Source organism: Agrobacterium sp. K11, from assembly GCF_059429395.1.
In genome coordinates this window covers 224,115-246,239 of sequence record NZ_JCAHRB010000003.1, presented here as the reverse complement: position 1 = coordinate 246,239, position 22,125 = coordinate 224,115, and the positions used below count along the sequence as shown (strand labels likewise).

Genomic DNA, 22,125 nt, shown 5'->3' with positions numbered 1-22,125 from the left:
AGGAGAGGAGGGGGACATGGCGAATACTGGGGCAAATATCGGGGCAGACAAGGCAACGGCCGGCACGCAGCGGGTGAGCAATCGCTCCATCCTCGTGCTCTGTCTCGTGTTTTTCTGCGCTATGATCGGCATGGCCTATGCCGCCGTTCCGCTCTACAGCCTGTTCTGCCGCGTCACTGGCTATAACGGCACGACCCAGCGCGTCGAGCAATATTCCGACGTCATTCTCGACAAGACTATCAACGTCACATTCGACGCCAATACGTCGAATGGCCTCAACTGGGATTTCCGCCCGGTCGACAAGTTGGTCACGCCGAAAATCGGCGAGACGGTGCAGATCAATTTCAAGGCGACGAACCGCTCAGCGGTGGCAACCACGGGCACGGCGGTCTTTAACGTCACGCCCATGGAAGCAGGCGCTTATTTCAACAAGGTGGAGTGTTTCTGCTTCACCGAAACGACGCTTCAGCCGGGCGAAACGCTCGAAATGCCGGTGGTGTTTTTCATCGATCCGGATATCGCCACGGCGCGCGAAACGAAGAACATTCATACTTTGACGCTGTCCTATACGTTTTATCCGGCCAAAACCGAAAAACCGGTTGCGTCCTTGCCGGTAAAGACTGAATCTGGCGAAAGCAAATTGTGAGAGGAGACTCGGGCCTTTTGAGCAGGGCCGGGTCTGGGAAGAGATACCAGGGGATTGTCACACATGGCAGATACGCATCAGAAGAACCACGACTACCACATCATAGATCCAAGCCCCTGGCCGCTTCTGGCCTCGATCGGCGCCTTCATTCTGACCTTCGGCGGCGTCTGTTACATGCGTTACCTGTCGGCTGGCTCCTTCAAGCTGTTCGGCATGGAACTGGCCAATCCCTGGCTGTTTTATATCGGTCTCGTCATCGTGCTTTACACCATGTACGCATGGTGGGCAGACACGATCAAGGAAGCCAATGAGGGTAGCCACACCCGCGTCGTTTCGCTTCACCTGCGTTACGGCATGATCATGTTCATCGCCTCTGAGGTGATGTTCTTCGTCGCGTGGTTCTGGGCCTATTTCGATGCCAGCCTTTATCCGCACGAGGCCATTCAGGCGTCCCGCCTCGAATATACCGGCGGTCAGTGGCCGCCAAAGGGCATCGAGGTCATCGATCCCTGGCACCTGCCGCTCTACAACACCGTCATCCTGCTTTTGTCGGGCACCTGCGTCACCTGGGCGCACCATGCCCTGCTGCACAATGACCGCAAGGGGCTGATCACCGGTCTTGTCCTCACCGTTGCCCTCGGCGTCCTGTTCTCGACCGTGCAGGTTTACGAATACATGCACGCCCCGTTCGACTTCAAGAACTCGATCTATGGTGCGACCTTCTTCATGGCGACCGGCTTCCACGGTTTCCACGTTTTCGTCGGCACGGTTTTCCTGCTGGTCTGCCTGCTGCGCGCCATTGCCGGCGGCTTCACGCCGAAACAGCATTTCGGCTTCGAAGCAGCTGCCTGGTACTGGCACTTCGTTGACGTCGTCTGGCTGTTCCTGTTCTTCGCGATCTACATCTGGGGCGGCTGGGGCGCGCCGCTGGCGGAGTGATGCGGTTTGTTTTCTGACTCGGAGGGCGGCATCTGCCGCCCTTTGTGTTTAAACAGGCGGGCCGGACGGAGGTTTAACCGGCCCAAGGCGGGAGGCCATAATGTCTGAACCCGGAAACGGCGGCTTTGCGCCGGTGGACCCAATAAAAGTCGGGCTGAAGGGCTGCTGCCCGCGTTGCGGCAATGGCAGGCTGTTCGACGGCTTCCTGACCCCGAAACCCGCATGCAGCGCCTGCGGGCTGGATTATGGCTTTGCCGATGCGGGCGAAGGCCCGGCCGTCTTTGTCATGCTGATCGTCGGTTTCCTTGTCGTCGGGCTGGCGCTTTGGTTCGATCAGCGTTTTGCGCCACCCGTCTGGGTGCATGTCATGCTCTGGTTGCCTTTTGCGGTGATCGTCTCCCTCGTGCTGCTGCGCAAGATGAAGGGCATCATGATTGCGCTGCAATACCGCAACAATGCAAGCGAAGGCAGGCTTGATCGTGAATGAGGTTTCCCACATGAAGGCGGCGGAAAGACGCATCTGGTTTGCCGCGCCGCTCGTCCTTTTGGCACTTGCCATCCTTCTCGGGCTAGGCACATGGCAGGTGAAGCGGCTTTACTGGAAAGAAGCGCTGATTGCCGATATCGAGGCGCGGCGCAACGCAAGTCCGGCCACGCTCTCGCAGATCGAAGCCATTGCCAAAAGCGGCGGCGAAATTGAATATCGCAGGGTCAACGTTTCCGGCGTTTTCGATCATGCCCGCGAGCGGCATTTCTTCGCCACCCACCAGGGCAGAACCGGCTATTACATCTATACTCCGCTGTCGCTTGCCGATGGCCGCATCCTCTTCGTCAATCGCGGCTTCGTGCCTTTTGAGATGAAGGAGGCGACGAAGCGGCCTGAAGGGCAGGTCGCTGGCGAGGTGGAGATCAAGGGGCTGGCGCGCGCGCCGCTCGTTGCAAAACCGTCTTCCCTGCTGCCGGATAACGATATCGCCAAGAACATCTTCTACTGGAAGGATCTGGCGGCCATGGCGTCGAGCACCGATATCCCGCCCAACAGGCTGGTCAACCTGTTCGTGGATGCCGACGATGCGCCGAACCCCGGCGGCTGGCCACAGGGCGGCGTGACGCTGATAGATTTGCCCAACAATCACCTGCAATATGCGATAACGTGGTATGGTCTGGCGGCGGCCCTTGTCATCGTCGCCGGTTTTGCCTATTTCCGGAACGGTAAGGCGCAAGGTGAATAACGCGCGCCCTGTCCGGTAAGGCTGGCTACCGGGAAAGGGCAAGGAGCACGCCAAGGAGCACGAATGAACATCGCCGTTTCCAAACCCCCTTTGACGATAAGGCTGTGCGGACCGCGCGGCTTTTGCGCGGGCGTGGACCGGGCGATCCAGATCGTCGTGCTGGCGCTGAAAGCCTATGGCGCGCCGGTCTATGTCCGCCACGAAATCGTCCATAACCGATATGTGGTCGAGGGGCTGGAAGCCAAGGGCGCGATTTTCGTCGAGGAACTGCACGAAATCCCCACCGAGCATCGCGAGCAGCCGGTGGTCTTTTCCGCCCATGGTGTGCCGAAATCCGTGCCGGAGGATGCGCAGGCGCGCAACCTGTTTTATCTCGATGCCACATGCCCGCTCGTCTCCAAGGTCCATAAGCAGGCCATGCGCCACCAGCGCCTCGGCCGTCATGTCGTGTTGATCGGCCATGCCGGTCACCCTGAGGTCATCGGCACCATGGGCCAGCTGCCCGAAGGTACTGTTTCGCTTGTCGAGACGGTGGAGGATGCGGGCACCTATGAACCGGTGGACCGCGAAAACCTCGGTTTCGTTACCCAGACAACGCTGTCTGTCGATGATACCGCAGGCGTTATTGCCCGGTTGCAGGAACGTTTTCCGGCCATTCAGGCGCCCGCCGCCGACAGCATTTGTTACGCCACCACCAACCGTCAGGATGCGGTGAAGCAGGCGGCCCCCGGCTGCGATCTCTTCATCGTGGTCGGCGCGCCCAATTCGTCAAACTCGAAGCGGCTGGTGGAAGTGGCGCTGCGCGCTGGCGCCAAACATTCAGTTCTGGTGCAGCGTGCGGCGGAAATCGACTGGGATGCGATCGGCGATATCCGCACCGTCGGTCTTTCGGCGGGCGCTTCTGCGCCGGAGGTCATCGTTGATGAGATCATCGAAGCCTTCAAGGCGCGTTTCGATACGACGCTCGATCTGGCCGTCACGGTGGAGGAAACGGAACATTTCCTCGTCAACCGCGAACTGCGCAGCATCGAGCTGACGACGGACGACATGGCTTTCGTGAACGGCAATGCCAGCAATGCCCTGCCACCGAAAGCCGCCACTGGCGCCTAGACCGGGATGGCGAGATATGTGAGTGGTTCCCACCGCGCATATGTCATCCCCTCTTCAGATTTTCACTCCATCCTTCATCAAGAGATTTGAAATTGGCAGTTTATACGGACATCACCGAAGATGATCTGAGGAATTTCCTCATACAATACGACGTTGGCAGCCTCACATCCTATAAGGGCATTGCCGAAGGCGTCGAAAACTCCAATTTCCTGCTGCATACGACGAAGGATCCGCTGATCCTGACGCTTTACGAAAAGCGCGTCGAAAAATCCGATCTGCCGTTCTTCCTCGGTCTCATGCAGCATCTGGCCGCCAAGGGTCTGTCCTGCCCCTTGCCGCTGCCGCGCAAGGACGGGGAATTGCTGGGCGAATTGTCCGGTCGCCCGGCGGCGCTGATCTCCTTCCTTGAAGGCATGTGGCTGCGAAAACCGGAAGCGAAACATTGCCGGGAAGTCGGCAAGGCGCTGGCCGCCATGCATCTTGCCGGTGAGGGGTTCGAGATCAAGCGCCCCAATGCACTCTCCGTCGATGGCTGGAAGGTGCTGTGGGACAAGTCTGAAGACCGCGCCGACGAGGTGGAGAAGGGCTTGAAGCAAGAGATCCGCCCGGAAATCGATTATCTCGCCGCCCATTGGCCGAAGGATTTGCCCGCGGGCGTCATCCATGCCGACCTGTTTCAGGACAACGTTTTTTTCCTCGGTGACGAGCTTTCCGGCCTGATCGATTTTTACTTCGCCTGCAACGACCTGCTCGCCTATGACGTGTCGATCTGCCTCAATGCCTGGTGCTTCGAGAAGGATGGTGCGTACAACGTCACCAAGGGCAAGGCGCTGCTGGAAGGTTACCAGTCGGTGCGTCCGTTGAGCGAGGCGGAACTGGATGCCTTGCCGCTTCTGGCCCGCGGCTCGGCGCTGCGCTTCTTCCTGACCCGCCTCTATGACTGGCTGACGACGCCGGCGGGCGCGCTGGTGGTGAAGAAAGACCCGCTGGAATATCTGCGCAAGCTGCGGTTCCACCGCTCCATCAGTCATGTCGCCGAATACGGGCTGGTTGGCGAATGAAACATGTCGATATCTTTACCGACGGCGCCTGCTCCGGCAATCCCGGTCCGGGCGGCTGGGGTGCTGTGCTGCGATATGGCGAGACCGAAAAGGAATTGTCCGGCGGCGAGGCCGATACCACCAACAACCGCATGGAACTGCTGGCGGCCATCTCGGCGCTCAACGCGCTGAAAAGCCCCTGCGAAGTCGATCTCTATACCGACAGCGCCTATGTCAAGGATGGCATCACCAAGTGGATTTTCGGCTGGAAAAAGAAGGGCTGGAAAACCGCCGATAACAAGCCGGTCAAGAATGTGGAGCTGTGGCAGGCGCTGGAGGCTGCGCAGGAGCGCCATAAAGTGACGCTGCACTGGGTCAAGGGCCATGCCGGCCACCCGGAAAACGAGCGCGCCGACGAATTGGCACGCAAGGGCATGGAGCCTTTCAAACGCCGGTAACGGAAGTCTGATTTCTTCCATTCGGCCCTGATCCGGGCCAACCGTGATAAGGGATTGTGAAAACTGAAACCCGATCTATCTTGTCGCCAAACAGTTGGACGATGTTCCAGCGGAGGAGAGACATTCAGATGATCCTGCATTGTGTATTTCTACGGTTCAAGGCTGCAACGGCATCCTCTGAAAAACACGCGGTGTTTGAAGCAATTGCGGCCCTCAAGGACGTGATACCCGGCATAATCGACGTGAAATACGGCCAGAACGTTTCGCCGGAAGGCTTGAATGGCGGTTTTGTCGACGGCTTCATCGTGACGCTGGAAAGCCCGGAAGCCCGCGACGAATATCTGGCGCACCCGCAACACATGGAAGTCGGTCAACGTCTGGTCTCGCTGACCGATGGCGGTCTGGCCGGGCTTCTGGTGTTTGATATGAACGTGTGAAAAAGGGCGGTTTGACCGCCCTTTAATGGATACTGTGCTTCATTCGCGACGACAGAGAGGTGGCTTATAGCTGCTCGATCATCGCTGCAGCGGCCGAGACCGTCGCCTGGCCGGGATTATCTTCCACGTTGAGCGATGTAACCACGCCGTCTTTCACCAGCATCGAATAGCGCTTGGAGCGCACGCCGAGGCCACCGCCGGAGAGGTCGGCATCGAGGCCGAGCGCCTTGGTGAAGGCGGCGTCCCAGTCGGCGAGGAAGTGAATTTTGCCCTGGCCGCCGGACGATTGTGCCCATGCGCCCATGACGTGCCAGTCGTTGACGGAAACGACGGCGATGTCATCCACGCCCTTTGCGAGAATGGCGTCGCGGTTTTCGAGGTAGCCCGGCAGGTGGTTCAGCGAGCAGGTGGGAGTGAAAGCGCCGGGTACGGCGAAAAGAACCACCGTCTTGCCGCCAAAAAGCGCATCGGTGGTGGTTTCCACCGGGCCATCGGCGGTCTTTTCCTTGAAGGTTGCGGAAGGCAGTTTTTCGCCGATCTTGATAGTCATGTCCATGCTCCTATGGCCGTTTGGTTCGCGCGACTATAGAGCAAGGAAAAGAAAACTGTCATACGGTTTTCGCGGGAAATTACATGGCTGAGACACCCGTTCGGGATATGCCGCCTGAACCGTCAGGGCTTTGGAAAAATGAGCAAGGTCTCCATGGTCCGATCGCCGGATTTGACCAGAATGGGCCAGCTGTTGCCCTGCACCTGATAGGTTTTTGGCAAGCCCTTGATGTTCATGTAGAAGGAGAGCTTGCGCTTGTCTCGCACCAGGTTCTGCGGCTCGTAATAGGCAAAACCGGAGGGGCCGGCGATGAATATCTCGGTCTCCTTCGGCGCGTTTTCTGGCAGCTGCAATTGCACGCCAAGCATGGTCTTGTCGGGCGTGATGTGGAAATCGACAACCTTGAAATCGTCGGATGCAGCCTCTGGCAGCGTCTCGCGCGCCTCTTCCAGCAATCGCCGCTCTTCGTGGTCGTCATCGCCCGCATTGCCGCGGCTGATCGAAAACGTCGCCTCAAAGGGAATGCAGATATTCTGGCAGACGCCGATGAAGGCGGTGAGGTCGATATTGCCTCCCGCTTTGGCGTCCACGGCTTTCAACTGAAAGGGAATGCTGACAGCGTGATCGTAGCCGATATCGGTGATATCGCCGTTCTCGATGAGCTTGGGAACAGGATAGGCCATCGATGTCAGGCTTACACCGCTTGCCGGATCAAGCGTGATCTTGGGTGGTATTCCAGCTTCGCCCGGTTCGCGCCAATAGGTTATCCAGCCGTCTTTCGGCTCGATCTGCAACACGCCGCGCACCACGCCGTCCGCATCCATGGCAAGGCTTGCCACACGCATCTGGCCGCCTTCACTTCTCGCCCAGTCGGTAATTTCGGCCTGCGCTACTTGCCCGCTACCGAGAAGGGCGGCGAAGGCAACGGCGAGGCGAAGATGTGAAAATCGAAAGAATGTCCTGACGCTCATTCTTTCCGTCTAACCCAACATCGCCTGATGGACCAGTTACGAATTCGTGCGGTTCATCATTTTCGGTTGATTGATCGGGCGCGATGCCGCATCCTGTGCTTTGTCGAAGTGCGAACGCCGCTTTCCCGTTCAATGATGGAATTCGGCAAGCTGGAGGCGCCGGTGAGCTTTTCAACCCTGATGGACAAACGCGAACGTGGCTTTTTTGACAGCCAGTTCCTCATTGCGATGCCGGGGCTGGACAATGGCAATTTTGCCCGTTCGGTGGTCTATATCTGCGCCCATTCGGATGCCGGAGCCATGGGTTTCATCATCAACCGGCCGCAACAGATCACCTTCACGGATATTCTGCTGCATCTGAAGCTGGTGGACAGCAACGACGCCATCATGCTGCCCAACCGCACCCGGGAATTTCCGATCCAGTGCGGCGGCCCGGTCGAATCCGGCCGGGGTTTCGTGCTGCATTCCGATGATTATTTAAGTGAATCGAGCATTCCGGTCAGCGACGACATTTCCTTGACGGCGACGCTGGATATCGTGCGCGCCATTTCCAACGGTCGCGGCCCGCAAAAGGCTACCATGATGCTCGGTTATGCCGGCTGGGGTCCGGGTCAACTGGAAAACGAGATCGCCAATAATGGATGGCTGAATTGCCCGGCGGCGGAAGAGCTGATTTTCGACCGTGGACTGGACAACAAATACGAGCGGGCGCTTGCGCTTATGGGTGTGGATGCTCGCATGCTTTCTGCGGAAGCCGGCCACGCCTGATTTTTTCGTGATGCTCCTTTTGTCGACTGCTGGAACCAATCCCAATCCCTGACGTTAACAATCCCGAAAGCCGCACAGACAGTACGGCTCAACTAGGGAGCAGTAACATGGGTAGCACATCAGACAAGATCGCCGGTACAGCCAAGGAAGTTGCTGGCAAGGTCAAGAAAAACGTCGGCGAAGCAACCGGCAACAACGAGCTGCGCGCGAATGGTGCCGCTCAGGAAACCGAAGGCAAGGTACAGAAGAACGTCGGCAAGGCCAAGGATGCGGTCAAGGGTGTCGTTGATCGTATGTAATGCCACCTGACGGGCTCCCGTGTCTTTGATGCGGTGCTTTGGAGCGCATGTGTTATCGCACATGCGCTCTTGTCGTCTGGAGGCCTGAAGGGCGGGTTTGTTACGCCTTGCACCTTGGTCTCTCATATTCGCCTTCACCCAATTCATCCATCGCAAGGGTTTCATGAATGAAGCTTTTCTCCTGCGCTTCCTGTGGCCAGCCCGTCCACTTCGACAATCGTTTCTGCGTCTCCTGCGGCCATCGTCTGGCCTTCGTGCCGGAGCGCCTTTCCATGGAAGCGCTGGCGCCTGCGGGTGAGCCGAACTGGCAACTCGTGGCCCAGCCGGAAAGACAGGTGCGGTTCTGCGCCAATGAGGTGAACGACATCTGCAACTGGTCCGTGCCGGCGGAAAGCCAGAACGCCTTTTGCCCGGCCTGCAGCCATAACCGTCTCGTGCCGAATATCGCGACGGATAAGGGTATCGAACAATGGCGCGGCATCAGCCAGGCACAGCGGCATTTGTTTTATTCGATATTGCGTCTCGGCCTGCCGCATCCCAACCGCGATGCCGATCCTGTCGGCGGGCTAGTCTTCGACTTTCTGGTCGACGAGGTCGCACCTGACGGTTCCGTCATTCCCGCCATGACCGGCCACGACGAGGGCCTGATCGCCATTCGCGCGGCAGAGGTGGATGATGCTACGCGCGAGCAGGTGCGCGCCAACATGAACGAGCCCTATCGCACCATGCTTGGCCATTTCCGCCATGAGGTCGGGCATTTCATCTGGAACAAGCTGGTTCGTGATGAGAACCGACTGGAGGCCTGCCGCGCGGTATTCGGCGATGAGCGCGAAGACTATGCCGCCGCGCTACAGCGCAACTACGAGCAGGGGCCGCGCCCCAACTGGCAGGAAACCTTCATAAGCGCCTATGCCTCCGTGCATCCCTGGGAGGATTTTGCCGAGTGTTTCGCGCATTATCTTCACATCGTCGATACGCTGGAAACCGCGCGCGCCTTTGGCGTGGCGATAGACCCCGATGGACATGAGGAAATGGCGGCGGAGGTCACTTTCGATCCCTATAATGCCCGTAGCGCCGCACAACTGGTCAAGGCCTGGATTCCGCTCAGCGTCGCCATCAACTCGATCCAGCGCAGCATGGGGGAGGCGGACCTTTATCCCTTCGTGCTGGCCCCGCCTGTTGTGAGCAAGATGGAATTCATCCACGACCTGCTACACGGCAGGATCGACGCGATGCCTCAACAGCAGATGCAGCAGTTCTCGATGGCGCAGTGAATACGAGATACAAGAAGTCGTAGTCAGGAAACGCGTCGTTTCCTTCTCCCGTCATTCCGGCTCAATGCCGGAATGACGGCGGTGGATGGAGTAGCCGTTTACCACCCCATATTCCAATACCTCTTACGAAGCTCGCTTCGTCGGCTGGAACCGCTCCCGCAGAAGTTTCAGCGCCGCATCGCCGGAAACCGGTGTGCCGAACAGGAAGCTCTGGCCGAAATGGCAGTTCATGCGTGAGAGTTCCGCCGCATCCTCAGGCGTTTCAATGCCTTCCGCCACCACCTGCATATCGAGAGCGCGCGCCATGGCGATAACGGAGCGCAGCAGCACGTTGCGCTTGTCGCTGGTATTGGCCACCAGTGCCTTGTCGAGCTTGATCGTGTCGAAGGGGAAGCGGGTGAGATAGGCAAGTGACGAATAGCCGGTGCCGAAATCGTCCATGGCGAGGCTGATGCCCGTTTCCTTCAGCTTGGAAAGCACCAGCCGCGCCTGTTCCGGGTTCTCCATCACCACGGATTCCGTCAGCTCCAGCTTCAGCTGCTGCGGATTACAGCGCGTTCGCGTCAGCATGCCGCGCACGTCGTTATACAGTTCGTTATTCAGCAATTGCGCGCTGGAAATATTGACGGAGATGAAGATCGGCATCTTCTCGATGGAATGCTGCCAGTCCATCAGGTCAGTCGCTGCCCTTTCCAGCGCGAACATGCCGAGCGGTTCGATCAGACCGGAGGCTTCCGCGATGGGTATGAATTCGCTTGGCGGAATGTTGCCGCGCTTGGGGTGTTCCCACCGCATCAGCGCCTCGAAACCGGCCAGCGCGCCATCGTCAAGCTTGACGATGGGCTGATAGGCGAGCGACAGCTCCTTGCGCTCGATGGCGCGGCGAAGATCGCTTTCCATTTGCAGGCGGTCGGTGCCGGACGTGCGGAAAGCGGGACGGAACGGCTCGACGCGGTTTCCGCCAGCGCGCTTGGCGCGGTACATCGCCAGTTCCGCATCGCTCAAGAGACCTGCGGCACTTTCCTGCTGGTCGATCCATGAAACGAGGCCGATGGAGGCGGTGAGGATGATTTCGCGATTGGCGAAATTGATCGGCACCATGATTGCCTTGTTCACCGCATCGGCGAAATCGGCCACCCGCTGCGGATCGCGCTCCGAGGTCAGGATCAGGCCGAATTCATCGCCGCCGAGGCGCGCCAGCGTATCCTGCGGTTTCAACAGGCGGCGCAGCCGCCGTGTCAGCGCGATGAGAATATTGTCGCCTGCAGCAATGCCGAGCGTATCGTTGACCAGCTTGTAACGGTCTATATCGATCGCCATCACCGTCGGGCGCACGCCGTCGCTTTCGGGGGAGAGGTTGAGGATCGATTGCAGGCGGTCGAGGAAGACCTGCCGGTTTGGTAGCCCGGTCAGATTGTCATTCATCGCATCCTGCAACAGCCGCTCCACCGAGTTCTTCTGCTCGGTGATGTCGGTGATGGTGCCGACGCAGCGGATGATTTCGCCGTTGGAGCCGAGAACCGGGCGGGCGCGGATTTGCAGCCAATGGAAATGTCCGTCTTCAGCGCGAATGCGGAATTCGTGATTGAGGCGGCCCTTGCGATGGTCGAGCAGCACGTCGAGCGTTGCCTTGAACCGGTCGCGATCGTCAGGATGCAGGCGCGGCAGCCAGTTGCGCGCAGCACCATGCATCGTGCCGGGCTCCAGCCCCAGACGGTTGGAAATGTCAGGTGTGGTGACGATGCGGTCGCGCGTCACGTCCCAGTCCCACACGGTATCGCCGCTGCCCGTCAGTGCGAGAGATTGCCGTTCGAGATCGGAAAACAGGCCCTGCTGATAGGCGCTGCCGGCAAAGGCATGCTGAATGACTGTGAAGCCGATCAGAAGCACGATCAGCACCAGCCCGCCGCCAAGCGCCGGCTGAACGATGTCGTTGTCCAATTGTCCGGTCACCGTCAGCCAGCTGCCGAACAACCAGACGAGGATGAGCGCCCAGGACGGAACGAGCAAAATCGCCCGGTCGTAACGGTTGAAGCCAAGATAGATGATGAGTGCGATGCCGGCCGTCGCCGTCAGCGCGAAGGAGACGCGCGCGATACCGGAGGCGACCGAAGGATCGTAAATCGCGACGCCGAACAGCAGCGCCAGCCCCACCACCCAGGCAAAGGTCGCATAACCCAGATGCGCGTGCCAGCGGTTTAGATTGAGATAGGTGAACAGGAAGACCACGAAGCTGGAGGCGAGAGCCACTTCGGCGCCCGCCCTCCATATTCGCTGATCGCTGGATGTGACGGTGATGAGTTTTTCAAGGAAGCCGAAATCGACGCAGATATAGGCGAGCACCGCCCAGGCGAGCGCGGCCGACGCCGGCAGAACCGAGGTTCCCTTGACGACGAACAGGATGGTCAGGAGCACGGCCAGCAGGCCGGCAATGCCGAGAACGATGCCGCGATAGAGCGTGAAGGCGTTGATCGTATCCTTGTAGGCTTCCGGTTCCCACAGATAGATCTGCGGCAATTGCGGTGTCGACAGCTCGGCGACGAAGGTGATGACGGAGCCGGGATTGAGCGTGATGCGGAACACGTCGGCATCCGGGCTTGGCTGCCGGTCAAGCGCAAAGCCTTCGCTCGGTGTGATCGCGATGATGCGCTGCGAGCCGAGATCGGGCCAGAATAGCTTGGAATTCACCAGACGGAAATGCGGTGCGACGATAACGCGCTCCAGCTGCTCTTCCGAGACGTTGGCGAGCGCGAAGACGGCCCAGTCGCCCTGATGGTCGGTGGAGCTGGCGCGCACCTCGATACGGCGGCGGATGCCATCCGGACCGGGCGCGGTCGAGACCTGAAAGGCTTCACCCTGATTGGCATAGATATCGGTTGTCGCGGTGAGATCGAGCGCCGTATCGTCACGGGAAATCTTCACCGGCTCGAAGGCGTAGGAAAGAGACGAAAAAAGCAGGAAAAACAGGAAGAACGGCGCAGCCAGTGCAATTGCCGCCAGACGTTTCGACAGGCACGGCGCAGAGTGAGTGTAAGTCATGTATCGTACTTCGTTCCACTGGAGCTTTGCTTGTCGGCAAGAAGGGAAAACATCGTATGATCCCGCCATTGGCCGTTGATTTTCAGATATTCCCGCAAGAGGCCTTCCCGCTGGAACCCGGCATTTTCGAGAAGCCGGATGCTTTTGAAGTTTTCCGGAATACAGGCTGCCTCGATACGGTGCAACTGAAGTCCGTTGAAGATATAGGGTATTACCAATTTTAATGCGGCAGACATATGGCCTTGCGCGGCGTAGCGTTCGCCCACCCAATATCCAATCATGCAGCTTTGTGCAGCACCCCTCCTGATATAACCGATGGTGATGCCGCCAACGAGCAACGTCTCCTTCTCGAATAGCAGAAACGACACGGCGGTGCCGGAGGAAAACTCCTGGCCGTTGCGCACCACACGCGTGCGGAAGGAGCCTTCCGTCAGTTCGTCCGGGCGCCAGGTGGGTTCCCATGGCTGGAGAAACTGCCGGCTTTCCGAGCGCAGAACGTGCCACTGCTTGAAATCGCCATAGCGCGGCAGTCTGAGAAGATGGTTGGCGCTGCGCAGTTCCGGGGTGTCGTTATGTCGGGAAAGAAAACGCAGCATTCACCATCCCTGTACGGAAAGAAACCGCAACCCTCAGCCGTTCGCCTTTATCCTTGCGGGCTGCTGCGCGGAAAGCGCGGCAGTAATGTCTGAAAGAGGCGGCAGCTGTTCGAGCGGGCCAATTGCAGACAATGTCGGAACTGTATCGAAAAACAGCCGTCCTGCAAGATCGGTTAGGCGTTCCCGCGTGATGTCGTTCAGGCGCTCCATCATCTCCTCATTGGGGATAGGCCGGCCGTAAAGCATCATCTGCCGTGCCATCTGGCCGGCACGGGCTGCCGGGCTTTCCTGACCCATCAGCAGTTGCGCGCGGATTTGTGCGCGGGCGCGGTCGATTTCTTCCTGATGAATGGTCTGGGAAGATTTGCGCAACTCGTCGACGATGACGGGCATCAGTTCCGGCAGGTCGTTGCCGCCGGTCGCCGCATGCACGCCGAAAATGCCGGTGTCGGAAAAACCCCAATGGAAGGCATAAACGGAATAACAAAGGCCGCGGGACTCTCGCACTTCCTGGAACAGGCGCGATGACATGCCGCCCCCAAGAATATTGGCGAGAATTTGCGAACAGTAGAAATCGCGGGCGTGATAGGCCTTGCCCTCGAAGCCGAGAAGCACCTGCGCGTCCATGAGGTCACGGGTCTCGCGGATTTCCCCGCCGGTATAGATCGCCTTTTCGAGAACCGGCGTGGTGACCGGCAGCTGCGGCAGCGATGCAAAACGTTCTTCCACCTGCTTCACGAAGCTCTGGTGGTCGACAGCACCTGCTGCAACGACGAAGATGCGATCCGTCGTATAGTTGCGGGCGAGATAATGCCTGATCTGGGCGCTGGTGAAGGATTGCACGGTTTCCGGAGTGCCGAGGATCGGGCGGCCGATGGTCTGGTCGCGATAGGCGACGCCGGAAAAATTGTCGAAAATCACATCGTCAGGCGTATCGGTGGCGGCACCGATTTCCTGGAGGATGACGTTTTTCTCCCGCTCCAGCTCGTCTTCGTCGAACAGCGACTCCGTCAGGATGTCTGCAAGAATATCGACGGCGAGCGGAACGTGGTCTTTCAGGACGCGGGCGTAGTATGAAGTTGTTTCCGTCGATGTCGCGGCGTTGACTTCGCCGCCGACATTTTCGATCTCTTCGGCGATCTGCCGGGCGGTACGGCGCGCCGTACCCTTGAAGGCCATATGCTCGAGAAGATGGGCGATGCCGTGCTCGGCAGTCGTCTCGTTGCGGGACCCGGATTTGATCCACACCCCAAGAGCAACGCTTTCGAGATGCGGCATTCTTTCCGTGACAACGGTCAACCCGGACGAAAGCCGGGTCACATTAACTCTCATATCAAGTCTTTCCGCGTCTCTATTTGCCGGCGCGTGCGTGGCTGCCGATGAAGGTTTCCACCGTCTTCAGCTCTGCGTCCAGAATGTCGAAACGCTCCTCCCGGTTCATAATGTCAGCTAGCCATACTGGAAGCGCCGGGTCGATTGCGCAAGCGGATTTTACGGCGGCCGGGAATTTAGCCGGATGGGCAGTGGACAGGACCACCATCGGGCTTGATGCCTTTTCGTGTTTTTCCGCCACAAAAACGCCGGTCGCCGTATGCGGATCGATCAGGTAACCGGTTTTCTCAAGCGTATTGCGGATCGTCGCCGCCACCTGCTTTTCGGTGGCACGGCCGGCGCGGAAATCCTTCTTGATGAATTTCAGCGCATGCGGCGGGATTTCAAACGCGCCGGATTGCTTGAGGCCATCCATCGATGCCTTTACCGCAGCGGAATCGCGGCCATAGGCTTCAAACAGCAGCCGCTCGAAATTGGACGAGATCTGGATGTCCATCGAGGGCGAGGTGGTGGGGGTGACGCCGCGCATCTCGTAACGGCCGGTCTTCAGCGTGCGCGCCAGAATGTCGTTGTCGTTGGTGGCGATGACAAGCTTGTCGATCGGCAGGCCCATCTTCTTGGCGACGTAACCGGCGAAGATATCACCGAAATTGCCCGTTGGAACGGTGAAGGAAATCTTCCGGTCGGGACCACCGAGCGACAGGGACGCCGTGAAATAATAGACCACCTGCGCCATGATGCGCGCCCAGTTGATGGAGTTGACGCCCGAAAGCTTGACGCCGTCGCGGAATTTCGCGTCGTTGAACATTTCTTTGACGAGGTTCTGGCAATCGTCGAAATTGCCGTTGATCGCCAGCGCATGCACGTTGGAGGCGGTGGAGGTCGTCATCTGGCGCTGCTGCACCGGAGAGACCTTGCCGTTGGGGAAAAGGATGAAGATGTCGGTGCGCTCGCGCCCGGCAAAGGCGTCGATGGCTGCGCCGCCCGTGTCGCCGGAGGTGGCGCCGACGATGGTGGCGCGCTCGCCGCGCTCAGCCAGCGTATAATCCATCAGGCGGGCGAGAAGCTGCATCGCCACGTCCTTGAAGGCAAGCGTGGTGCCGTGGAAAAGCTCCAGCACGAAGGTGTTCGGCCCGGTCTGCGTCAGGGGTGCTACGGCCGGATGGCGGAACGTCGCATAGGCGTCGTCGATCATCGCCCTGAACTTGTCGGCCGGAATTTCACCGCCGGTGAAACGGTAGAGAACCTCAAACGCGATGTCCTGATAGGACTTGCCGCGCAGGTTGCGGATTTCCTTTTTCGACATGGAGGGCCATTCGCGCGGCACGTAAAGCCCGCCATCACGGCCAAGGCCCGCCAGAAGCGCGTCGCAGAAACCAAGCGAAGGGGCCGCACCCCTGGTCGATACATATTTCACGAGATAGTCCCTTGTCGTTTACCGGTCTGTCCGTTGCCGTTACCGGCTCTTTATCAGCAGCATCCCGCCGGAATGAGGCGATTGGCGAGGTAATGAAGGGCTTTTTTGAAAATTCAAGCAAAACCAAACATGCCAATCGATTTTTTCCGGCGTCGCTGCTATAGACCATCGCCAACCTGCGTGAAAGGTCAATAAACAGCGTCTCCGGTTCGGTTCCGGGACAATGGAGAGGGAATTAGAAGAGTGTCAGGGAATTTCTTGCGTTTGTCCGCCGCGATGTCGCTTCTGGCCGTTGTTGCAGGATGCAATTCCTCCAATCCGTCAGATTCGCTTGCCGTCAACCCTCCGGCGGCGCAGGCAAATGCCGTTGCTCCGGTGGTGCAGGCCAACTGCCCGACGGTCACGGTTCTCGATGCCAATGCCGTCCACCGCGTCTATGCCGGTGGCGCAAAGGACGATCCGCAGAAACTCGCCTATCAGGTTTCGCTGTCAGACACGACGCGCTCTTGCACCGCGAACGAAACCACCCTGACGGTAAACGTGCTGGCCCAGGGCCGTCTCGTTCCCGGCCCGATGTCGAAGCCCGGCCGCGTGACCGTACCGATCCGCGTCACCGTTAAGGACGGCGACGGCGAGATTTACGGCGAAACGACCAATTTCGCCATCGACGTTGCTGCAGGCGGTGCCGGCACGCAGTTCATCTTCAACAACGATCATGTCGCCATTCCCAACGGACCGGGCGGCGCACCGAGGTCGGTCAGTGTCTATATCGGTTTTGCCGAGCAGGGCGCAAAGGCCAAGACCAAGCGCCGGTGATTTGACGGGCGAAATGTAAAAACCGGAGGCTGCTTCTGCGGGCTTTCGGGCAGATCGCAAACAAACCATGGTTCATACGCAACGTCATCCTCGGGCCTGTCCCGAGGATCCGAACACGTATCGTGGAATCAAGTCGTCGCAGATGCTCGGGACAGGCCCGAGCATGACGAAGTGGCGTTTGTGACAAAGCCAGAGATTAAAAAGCGCCTTCCCATTCCGCCATCGCTGCAATAACGGCGGGCAGGTCCTGCATGCGTGAAATCACCGTTTCCGCGCCCGCATCCGTCAACCGGTCGGCATGGCTCGAATAGGTGTGGGATGCGCCGGTGAAGCCGATGACGCGCATGCCGGCTGCCTTTGCACCATGCACGCCGTGCACGGAATCCTCGATTACCACGGCGCGATCCGGTGAAACGCCGAACTGGGCTGCGCCATGCAGGAAGATATCCGGCTTCGGCTTGACGCGGTCGGCTCCGAGATCCTTGGCGGAGTAGATATGCGGTGCGAAATAGGGCTTCAGGCCCACCTTCGTCAGCATCATGTCGAGGCGGTGGCTGGAGGAATTCGAGCAGATGCAACGCGGTGTCGTCAGGCGCGACAGAGCGAACTTGACGCCCTCGATGATCTTCACGTCGCGTTCCAGCCGCGCGTCGAGCAGCTTTTCCGACTTGTCGAGCAGCGATGCGGAAAACGGGATGCTGGCTTCGCTTTCCACCTGCAGGAGGATGTTTTTCCAGGTCATGCCGGCGAAACGCTCGCCCATTTCCTCGACGGAGATCGGATACCCGGCCTCGGTCAGAAGGCGGGACTCCACCTGTGCGGCGATGATTTCGGAATCGACCAGAACGCCGTCACAGTCGAAAATAATGAGGTCGAAGCCGCTCATGGGCGCTCCCTGTATCGGATTTGCCTTGGAAAAAAGTGATGCCCGGGCTTTTAGACCAAGTCCGCGTCAAGCTCAACCGGCTGGCCCGCAAGGGTCGGTCGCGCCCGGCTCATAGCTGGGATTTGGCTTTGCGCGTTTCCTGCGTGCAAAAACAGCTACACAGATCAGCGCCGGATGCGTTATGGGATGTTATGCCCAAGACAGCGAAAACCAGACCCGAAGATACCATTGCCGCACGCATCAGCCGCACACTGGCTGACCGCATCGTGCGCGGCGAGCTGTCGCCGGGTGAACGTCTGAGGCAGGATCACATCGCCGCCGAATTCGGCGCATCGCATGTGCCGGTGCGCGAAGCGTTCCGCAGGCTGGAGGCGCAGGGCTTGGCCGCCAGCATTCCGCGCCGCGGCGTGCGGGTCGCGGATTTCGGCCTCGCCGATGTGCGCGAAGTCGCGGAAATGCGCGCCGCGCTTGAGGTTCTGGCGCTGCGCCACGCCATTCCAAACATGACTTCAGCCATTCTCGACCAGGCGGAGGCCGCCACGCTCGAAGGCGATAGCGCGGTCGACGTGCAGCATTGGGAAGAGGCCAATCGCCGCTTCCACCGCCTCATCACGGCGCCTTGCAACATGCCGCGCCTGATGGAGGCGATCGACGGCCTGCATGCCGCGAGCGCCCGGTTCCTGTTTTCCGCCTGGCGGGCAGGATGGGAGCGCCGCACCGATACCGATCATCGCGCGATCCTCGACGCATTGCGCGGCGGCCGTGCCGAGGAGGCGGTGCGAATTCTCGACGGGCATGTGCAATGGATCGGCCGCAAGGCAATCCGCACCCCTTCAGGCTCGGTGCACGATGCCTTCGCCATCGTCGGATAGGCCGGGAATGATTGGCTGGGCTCGCTTGGACTCCGCCGGAAAAGTCGGTTATCGATATCCGCCCGCGATGACGATCTGCGGTGCGTGAAGGGAGCATGGATGGCTGCTGATACGGCGAAATCACGGAGCGGATTTTTCCTTTGTCCGCCGATCTGTTTCCTTGATCGGAAACGCGTCCCGTGACGGTCCGCCTTCGCCCCCATCACCTTCTCTGCATGCTGACCTATGTGGGGAAGGGATATACCTCCGGTTTTGTCGAAAACTACGACCGTGTCGCCGCTCGGCTGAACGCCGGCGAAGAGGATATCGAGCTGGTCGATGGGCCGGACGATATCTGCGTTGGCCTGTTGTGCGAAAGCCATGCCCACTGTTTCAACGAGGGCGTGGTCCAGAGGGACGAGGCGGCCCGGCTTTCGGTTTCAACGCTTTTGAACGAGACAATCACCGCCGGAAAGCGGCTGCGGGCAACGCCGGAGCTACTGGAGAAAATGCGTCTGGCCTTCGCCGCCGGAGACATCCGGCAGGCCTGTCGCGGCTGCCAGTGGATTAGGCTGTGCGATCGCATCGCGGCATCAGGATTTACCGGCGTGAAAATTGGCGAACCGCCGCCGCACCCGGCCGGGCAGCGGCTTACTGCTACTGCGGCACATTCGTCTCGGTTCTCTCGGCGGCCTTGACCGTCGCCTTGATCTCCTTCGGCTCGCGCCCGGATTTCTTGTCGTAGCTCACCTTCACCGAATAATCGCCGGGATGCAGGGTCTCCTGATGCCGGTTGCCGTAACGGCCGGAAATTTCCTTTTGCGTACCCTGAAGGTCCTTGGTCGTTTCGACGATGTCGATCCGCTCCGCACCCGGTGCCGTGATTGCCAGAACACCAGCATCGAGGTTGAGGTTGATCTCGGTGCGTTTTCCTGCAGTTACGGTGAAGGGCTGTTCCACCGTGACCTTGCCCAGACGCGCCCGCATCACGAAATCGCCTGCAGGCATTTCCATGGTTTTGCCGGTGCCGTAAACGCCGTTGATGGTCTGGCGCGTGCCATCAAGCGTCTCCTTGGCTGAAAGCGCTTCGAAACGGATATCGTCCGTTTCCACAGCCTTGCCACCGTCCGTATAGGCCGCCTTGGCAACGACCACGCCGCTCGGGATGACTAGATCGTGGCTGATCGTCTCGCCCGCCTTGATGGCAAGCGTTTCCTGCGCACGCGCAGGGCCGATGCTGCCGGTGAGGAGGAGTTCGCCCGCCGGCACGAAGGTCGTGTTCTGCCCGTAGACGCTGTCTTTGAAATCGTCCTTGGTGATTTCGGTTTTCGCCTGGCTTTCCACATCGCCGCCGGGGCTGCGTTTTGGCACCACCGTCAGTTCCGCCGCGTCGAAATTCGCCTTTGGCCTCGTTAGGCTTCCCTCCTTCACCTCGAAGGGTATTTCGCGACGGATGTTGCCCAGCGCTGCCACGCCGACATATTTGCCCGCCGGCAGCTTCGCTTCGAAGGTGGCGTCGTAGGAGCCGCCGGCATTGACGTCGCTGCGCACGCCGGCCCGGTCGGCCTTGTAGAAATCCCACCGCACCCTGTCGCTGTTGCCGAGCGAGGGGCCGCCATCGAACAGCACAGCGTCGGTGACGACGTTGTATAGCGGTGCCGGCTCCTGCGCCCCCAAGCTTGACGGCAGCGCCGCCAGAAGAAGAGCCGCGGAAAAGGCATGCACTGAAAAAGAAGCCACTCGCGTTACGGACGTCATTGCGGATTACCCCCTGAGTTGCCGGTATTGCCAGCACCGACATGCGGAACAGGACAACCCGTTGTGCACAACGTTTTTGCGCCACTTCGGGTTCCCCGCCCGCGCCAGCAAATTGCGCGTGTCGGCCGCAACAGCCATTTATTTCGCATTTTCCGTGACTTGTTCAGGCTTTGATAACCATCTTCGGTAACCATAAGCATCAGTAGAGAGTAAGCGTATGGAGCGAGTACCAATGGCAGCAGTTTTTCCGCTGGCCGATTTTCGGCGTGCCGGTTTTGATCGTGCGGGCGAGAGTGACGCCTGGAAAGACAGCATAATCAAAGGTGATTGTGTCGCTGCCTTGGATGCCCTCCCGAGCCAGTCGGTGGATGCGATTTTCGCCGATCCGCCCTACAACCTCCAGCTTGGCGGTACGCTTCACCGGCCAGATCAGTCGCTGGTTGATGCAGTCGATGACGAGTGGGACCAGTTCTCCTCCTTCGAGGCCTATGATGCCTTCACCCGCGCCTGGCTGCTGGCCTGCCGCCGCGTGCTGAAGCCGAATGGTACCATCTGGGTCATCGGCTCCTACCACAACATCTTCCGTGTCGGCTCCATGCTCCAGAACCTCGATTTCTGGATCCTGAACGATATCGTCTGGCGCAAGACCAATCCCATGCCCAACTTCAAGGGCCGCCGTTTCCAGAACGCCCATGAGACCATGATCTGGGCGAGCCGCGATCCGAAAGCCAAGGGCTATACCTTCAACTACGAAGCGCTGAAGGCCTCCAACGACGACGTTCAGATGCGCTCCGACTGGCTGTTCCCGATTTGCAGCGGCCATGAGCGGCTGAAAGGTGACGACGGCAAGAAGGTGCATCCGACCCAGAAGCCGGAAGCATTGCTGGCACGCATCATCATGGCCTCTACCAAGCCTGGCGACATCGTGCTCGACCCGTTCTTCGGCTCCGGCACCACGGGTGCGGTTGCAAAACGTCTCGGCCGCCACTTCGTTGGTATCGAGCGCGAACAGGATTACATCGACGCGGCCTCTGCCCGCATCGCCGCCGTCGAGCCGCTCGGCAAGGCGGAGCTGACCGTCATGACCGGCAAGAGGGCCGAACCGCGTGTTGCCTTCAATACCTTGGTGGAAAGCGGCCTCGTCCGTCCCGGCCAGGTGCTGACCGATGCAAAGCGCCGTTATAGCGCCATTATTCGTGCCGATGGTACGATTGCATCCGGCGGGACTGCCGGCTCCATTCACCGTCTTGGTGCAAAGGTGCAGGGTCTCGACGCATGCAACGGATGGACGTTCTGGCACTTCGAGGATGGCGACCAGCTGAAGCCTATCGATGATCTGAGAACAATCATCCGCAGTGAACTGGCAAAGGCCTGACAGTCTAAAGCCCAAAAGGCTGAAGGCAACGATCCACCGCCCGCCATTGTCAGCATACGTCTCCGTCCGGTTTAGTACCTTCAGTCCCGGATGGAGAACGACCAACGCCCGGCACTTCGGTGTCGGGCGTTGGTATTTTTGAATATCTAAATTTAGCCAGACAAGTTTCGCGCAAGAGAACGGTCATAGTGTCCTACGCAAAGCAATGGTTGTGAAAATCCGGTTCGGAAAGTTCACGAAAACATTGCTGTCCCATGCCGCTTGCGGCAGGACTGGCGCAGGCAGGAGACCGCCATTTCCGCCTGCGCCAATTTTCTTTTTGGATCTGATG

The 22,125-nt window shown here is 59.3% G+C and carries 23 protein-coding genes; 15 read left to right on the top strand and 8 right to left on the bottom strand.

The annotated features are described in order from the left end of the window. Positions 1–16 precede the first annotated feature (16 nt). From AC5SEO_RS06405 to AC5SEO_RS06370, 8 genes are all read left to right on the top strand, one after another. Positions 17–646, top strand: coding sequence for a cytochrome c oxidase assembly protein (locus AC5SEO_RS06405; RefSeq protein WP_003511786.1), 630 nt, complete (start codon positions 17–19; stop codon positions 644–646). A 63-nt stretch (positions 647–709) separates the two neighbouring features. Further along, positions 710–1,585 carry a cytochrome c oxidase subunit 3 gene (locus AC5SEO_RS06400; protein WP_003511788.1) on the top strand — a complete coding sequence of 292 codons (876 nt, stop codon included), beginning with the start codon at positions 710–712 and terminating at the stop codon, positions 1,583–1,585. 100 nt (positions 1,586–1,685) lie between these two features. Then, positions 1,686–2,072: a DUF983 domain-containing protein gene (locus AC5SEO_RS06395; protein WP_019564184.1), complete on the top strand. Its 387-nt coding sequence runs from the start codon at positions 1,686–1,688 to the stop codon at positions 2,070–2,072. Positions 2,073–2,082: 10 nt separating this feature from the next. Continuing rightward, positions 2,083–2,817: an SURF1 family protein gene (locus AC5SEO_RS06390; RefSeq protein WP_003511792.1), complete on the top strand. Its 735-nt coding sequence runs from the start codon at positions 2,083–2,085 to the stop codon at positions 2,815–2,817. A gap of 63 nt (positions 2,818–2,880) precedes the next feature. Continuing rightward, positions 2,881–3,927, top strand: a complete 1,047-nt coding sequence (ispH, locus tag AC5SEO_RS06385; RefSeq protein ID WP_019564182.1) for a 4-hydroxy-3-methylbut-2-enyl diphosphate reductase — start codon at positions 2,881–2,883, stop codon at positions 3,925–3,927. A gap of 92 nt (positions 3,928–4,019) precedes the next feature. Further along, positions 4,020–4,988, top strand: a complete 969-nt coding sequence (locus AC5SEO_RS06380; RefSeq protein WP_003511797.1) for a homoserine kinase — start codon at positions 4,020–4,022, stop codon at positions 4,986–4,988. Then, a complete protein-coding gene (gene rnhA, locus AC5SEO_RS06375) occupies positions 4,985–5,425 on the top strand; it encodes a ribonuclease HI (protein WP_003511799.1) in 441 nt (146 codons plus the stop codon). Before AC5SEO_RS06380 ends, rnhA begins: the two co-directional genes overlap by 4 nt. Positions 5,426–5,553: 128 nt before the next feature. Next, a complete protein-coding gene (locus AC5SEO_RS06370; protein ID WP_174068047.1) occupies positions 5,554–5,862 on the top strand; it encodes a Dabb family protein in 309 nt (102 codons plus the stop codon). A gap of 64 nt (positions 5,863–5,926) precedes the next feature. Here AC5SEO_RS06370 and AC5SEO_RS06365 read toward each other — a convergent pair whose 3' ends face one another. Both AC5SEO_RS06365 and AC5SEO_RS06360 read right to left on the bottom strand, forming a co-directional pair. Then, positions 5,927–6,412 (bottom strand): peroxiredoxin, encoded by a 486-nt coding sequence (locus AC5SEO_RS06365; protein ID WP_174068048.1) that lies wholly within the window; start codon positions 6,410–6,412, stop codon positions 5,927–5,929. Positions 6,413–6,534: 122 nt separating this feature from the next. Beyond that, the gene (locus AC5SEO_RS06360; protein WP_174068049.1) at positions 6,535–7,383 is read right to left on the bottom strand and encodes a protein-disulfide reductase DsbD domain-containing protein; all 849 of its coding nucleotides are present in this window, start codon (positions 7,381–7,383) and stop codon (positions 6,535–6,537) included. A gap of 162 nt (positions 7,384–7,545) precedes the next feature. Here AC5SEO_RS06360 and AC5SEO_RS06355 point away from each other — a divergent pair, with 162 nt between their 5' ends. The 3 genes from AC5SEO_RS06355 (at position 7,546) to AC5SEO_RS06345 (ending at position 9,724) form a co-directional block, all read left to right on the top strand. Beyond that, positions 7,546–8,151 (top strand): YqgE/AlgH family protein, encoded by a 606-nt coding sequence (locus AC5SEO_RS06355; protein ID WP_003511807.1) that lies wholly within the window; start codon positions 7,546–7,548, stop codon positions 8,149–8,151. A gap of 107 nt (positions 8,152–8,258) precedes the next feature. Then, positions 8,259–8,450 carry a CsbD family protein gene (locus AC5SEO_RS06350; RefSeq protein ID WP_174068050.1) on the top strand — a complete coding sequence of 64 codons (192 nt, stop codon included), beginning with the start codon at positions 8,259–8,261 and terminating at the stop codon, positions 8,448–8,450. A 167-nt stretch (positions 8,451–8,617) separates the two neighbouring features. Then, a complete protein-coding gene (locus AC5SEO_RS06345) occupies positions 8,618–9,724 on the top strand; it encodes a zinc-binding metallopeptidase family protein (RefSeq protein ID WP_003511810.1) in 1,107 nt (368 codons plus the stop codon). 123 nt (positions 9,725–9,847) lie between these two features. Here AC5SEO_RS06345 and AC5SEO_RS06340 read toward each other — a convergent pair whose 3' ends face one another. The 4 genes from AC5SEO_RS06340 to thrC are packed head-to-tail and all read right to left on the bottom strand — an operon-like array spanning position 9,848 to position 16,108. After that, positions 9,848–12,763 (bottom strand): EAL domain-containing protein, encoded by a 2,916-nt coding sequence (locus AC5SEO_RS06340; RefSeq protein ID WP_003511812.1) that lies wholly within the window; start codon positions 12,761–12,763, stop codon positions 9,848–9,850. Beyond that, on the bottom strand, positions 12,760–13,359 hold the full coding sequence (locus AC5SEO_RS06335; RefSeq protein WP_003511814.1) for a GNAT family N-acetyltransferase: 600 nt from the start codon (positions 13,357–13,359) through the stop codon (positions 12,760–12,762). The genes AC5SEO_RS06340 and AC5SEO_RS06335 overlap by 4 nt, the downstream gene beginning before the upstream one ends. A 33-nt stretch (positions 13,360–13,392) precedes the next feature. Next, complete coding sequence (locus tag AC5SEO_RS06330) at positions 13,393–14,691, bottom strand: M16 family metallopeptidase (RefSeq protein WP_003511816.1); 1,299 nt, start codon at positions 14,689–14,691, stop codon at positions 13,393–13,395. Positions 14,692–14,710: 19 nt separating this feature from the next. Next, on the bottom strand, positions 14,711–16,108 hold the full coding sequence (gene thrC, locus AC5SEO_RS06325) for a threonine synthase (RefSeq protein WP_019564176.1): 1,398 nt from the start codon (positions 16,106–16,108) through the stop codon (positions 14,711–14,713). Between the two features lie 276 nt (positions 16,109–16,384). Here thrC and AC5SEO_RS06320 point away from each other — a divergent pair, with 276 nt between their 5' ends. Beyond that, complete coding sequence (locus tag AC5SEO_RS06320; RefSeq protein ID WP_003511819.1) at positions 16,385–16,924, top strand: hypothetical protein; 540 nt, start codon at positions 16,385–16,387, stop codon at positions 16,922–16,924. A gap of 196 nt (positions 16,925–17,120) precedes the next feature. On the opposite strand, the gene AC5SEO_RS06315 is transcribed toward AC5SEO_RS06320, so the two are convergent. Then, positions 17,121–17,810 (bottom strand): HAD family hydrolase, encoded by a 690-nt coding sequence (locus AC5SEO_RS06315; protein WP_013635629.1) that lies wholly within the window; start codon positions 17,808–17,810, stop codon positions 17,121–17,123. Positions 17,811–18,001: 191 nt separating this feature from the next. Between AC5SEO_RS06315 and AC5SEO_RS06310 the strand changes: the two genes are divergently transcribed. Both AC5SEO_RS06310 and AC5SEO_RS06305 read left to right on the top strand, forming a co-directional pair. Beyond that, the gene (locus AC5SEO_RS06310) at positions 18,002–18,682 is read left to right on the top strand and encodes a GntR family transcriptional regulator (protein ID WP_013635630.1); all 681 of its coding nucleotides are present in this window, start codon (positions 18,002–18,004) and stop codon (positions 18,680–18,682) included. Positions 18,683–18,897: 215 nt separating this feature from the next. Then, a complete protein-coding gene (locus AC5SEO_RS06305; protein ID WP_025592678.1) occupies positions 18,898–19,359 on the top strand; it encodes a DUF1284 domain-containing protein in 462 nt (153 codons plus the stop codon). Here AC5SEO_RS06305 and AC5SEO_RS06300 read toward each other — a convergent pair. Then, entirely contained in the window at positions 19,319–20,419 is a 1,101-nt protein-coding gene (locus tag AC5SEO_RS06300) for a hypothetical protein (protein WP_149909675.1), read from the bottom strand. The genes AC5SEO_RS06305 and AC5SEO_RS06300 overlap by 41 nt on opposite strands. 232 nt (positions 20,420–20,651) lie before the next feature. Between AC5SEO_RS06300 and AC5SEO_RS06295 the strand changes: the two genes are divergently transcribed. After that, positions 20,652–21,794 (top strand): site-specific DNA-methyltransferase, encoded by a 1,143-nt coding sequence (locus tag AC5SEO_RS06295; RefSeq protein WP_003511827.1) that lies wholly within the window; start codon positions 20,652–20,654, stop codon positions 21,792–21,794. Positions 21,795–22,125: the final 331 nt, after the last annotated feature.